The following is a 2,363-nucleotide window of genomic DNA, read 5'->3' on the forward strand; positions in this document are numbered from 1 at the left end:
GGCAGCTACGGCTGGCTGTACCTCGGCTCGTTCGCGATCGGGCTCGGCGCGTTCCTGATCGCGACGATGTTCCGCCCGTTCGCGAAGGCGCAGCCGGAAACGGTGACGGCGTAAGCGGGCAACGGAAGCAGGGCGGCTGGCGTTTTTGCCGGGTCGGCAGGCGCCTGCTGGATCGTCGTGGATAAGAAAATGGCCCGGACCTCACCTCCGTCGGGAGGCGTCCGAACGGCGCTCAGCCTGCTGCGGCGCAGCAGAGCGGCAAGTGACGGCGATCGGCGCGCATGCGCTGCGATTCGGCCCCTAAAAATACAATATCGAGCATGTATTCGAAGGGCCTGTCATACCGGCGTCACCCTGCTAGAATTCGGCCTGCCGCATTGTTCCGATTGACTGATGAGATTGCTTGACGCCCTGGTCGAACAACGTATTGCCGCCGCCGCCGCGCGGGGCGAGTTCGACGATTTGCCGGGTACCGGCGCGCCGCAGGCGCTGGATGACGACCTGCTCGTGCCCGAGGAGGTGCGGGTGGCCAACCGTATCCTGAAGAACGCGGGCTTCGTGCCGCCGGCCGTCGAGCAACTGCGCGCGCTGCGCAACCTGCACGACGAAGTGCAGGCGGTCAGCGACCGTGCCGCGCGCTGCCGGCTGCAGGCGAAGATCCTCGCGCTCGACATGGCGCTCGAATCGCTGCGCGGCGGCCCGATGGTGATGCCGCGCGACTACTGCCGGCGCATCGCGGAACGCCTGTGCGAGCGCGGGCTCGACGAAGCGTCCGCCGAAGCGGGGCCGATGTGACGTCCGACGCGCTGCACGACGCAGCTCGCTCGGCAGCCGCCGCGGCCACTGATCCCGCCGCCGATTCTCCCATTCAAGAAACCGCGTCCGCATCGGCGCGCGACCTACATTTCATGCGTCTTGCACAAGCCGCCGCCGAAGAGGCGCGCGCGGCCGGCGAAGTGCCGGTCGGCGCGGTGCTCGTGCGTGGCGACGAAGTGATCGCCCGCGGCTTCAATCATCCGATCGGCGGGCACGACCCGTCCGCGCATGCCGAAATGGCCGCGCTGCGCATGGCGGCGCAACATCTGCAGAATTACCGGATGCCCGGCTGCGAGCTGTACGTGACGCTCGAGCCATGCCTGATGTGCGCTGGCGCGATCATGCACGCCCGCATCGCGCGGGTGGTCTATGGCGCGGCCGACCCGAAGACGGGCGCGTGCGGCAGCGTGATCGACGCATTCGCGAATCCGCAGCTGAACCACCACACCGAAGTGACCGGCGGCGTGCTCGCCGACGAGTGCGGCGCCGCGCTGAAGTCGTTCTTCGCCGAGCGCCGGCGCGCGTTGCGCGAGGCGCGGCTTGCCCGCGACGCTGAATCCGGCGCGTCATAGGCCACCTCTTGCCGCCCGCGGCGTCCCGGGCGTGCACGGTTTTCGTGAACCGGACCCGGTTCGGACCCTCTAAGCAGGTTTGACGACCCCGATACCTTTCGCCATGTCCTTCCAGCCCGCTGCGTCCTACACCATCCGCCTGCTGGCGCCGTCCGGCTATCCGCACGACCCCGACGCGATCAACCGCGCGCTCGAGCGCCTGAGCACCGCGCAGCAGCGCATCGAGAACATCGAGGCGACGCAGCGGCGCTTCCAGCGTTTCGGCGGCACCGACGGCGAACGGGCAGGCGACCTGAACCGCCTCGCCGATCCCGGGCGGCCGCTGCCGGACATCGCGCTCGCGGTGCGCGGCGGCTACGGCGCCGCGCGCATCCTGCACGGGCTCGACTATCGCGGGCTCGAACGCCGGCTGCGCGACCAGCCGATCGCGCTCGTCGGTCACAGCGATTTCACGGCGATCCAGCTGGCGCTGTACGCGAAGGCGCGCATCAAGACGTTCGGCGGCCCGATGCTGTCGGCGGATTTCGGCGCCGAAACGCCGAGCGACTTCACGATGCAGCATTTCTGGCAGACGCTGACGCAGCCCAGCACGACGATCGTCGCCGATGCACCGCAGGTGCAGACGGCGAACGTGACGGGCACGCTGTGGGGCGGCAACCTCGCGATCCTCACGTCGCTGGTCGGCACGCCGTACATGCCCGACATCGAGGGCGGCATCCTGTTCATCGAAGACGTCAACGAGCAGCCATTCCGGATCGAGCGGATGATCTATCAACTGCACCTGTCGGGGCTGCTCGCGCGGCAGCAGGCGCTCGTGCTCGGCCAGTTCACCGGCGCGCGGCCGTTCGAGTACGACAACGGCTACGACATGCAGGCGATGATCGACCAGGTGCGCGCGGTGGTCGGGATTCCGGTCGTCACCGGGCTCCAGTTCGGCCATGTGCCCGACCTGTTGACGCTGCCGTTCGGCGCACA

3 protein-coding genes are annotated in these 2,363 nt (G+C 68.7%); all 3 read left to right on the forward strand.

All coding sequences use genetic code 11. From position 1 onward, the window contains the following. Positions 1–393 precede the first annotated feature (393 nt). Positions 394–795 carry a DnaJ family domain-containing protein gene (locus JMF90_RS33685; protein WP_006478536.1) on the forward strand — a complete coding sequence of 134 codons (402 nt, stop codon included), beginning with the start codon at positions 394–396 and terminating at the stop codon, positions 793–795. Further along, positions 792–1,388 (forward strand): tRNA adenosine(34) deaminase TadA, encoded by a 597-nt coding sequence (gene tadA, locus JMF90_RS33690; RefSeq protein WP_079999381.1) that lies wholly within the window; start codon positions 792–794, stop codon positions 1,386–1,388. Before JMF90_RS33685 ends, tadA begins: the two co-directional genes overlap by 4 nt. Before the next feature lie 103 nt (positions 1,389–1,491). Continuing rightward, the coding region (gene ldcA / locus JMF90_RS33695; protein WP_201326045.1) for a muramoyltetrapeptide carboxypeptidase at positions 1,492–2,363 on the forward strand (872 nt) is incomplete at its 3' end.

This window comes from Burkholderia sp. E168m23 (genome assembly GCF_016586125.1).
Lineage (GTDB): Bacteria > Pseudomonadota > Gammaproteobacteria > Burkholderiales > Burkholderiaceae > Burkholderia > Burkholderia orbicola.

Bases quoted from the DNA above. Each gene is read 5' to 3' on its own strand.
- JMF90_RS33685 (WP_006478536.1), top strand. From the start codon at position 394: ATGAGATTGCTTGACGCCCTGGTCGAACAACGTATTGCCGCCGCCGCC.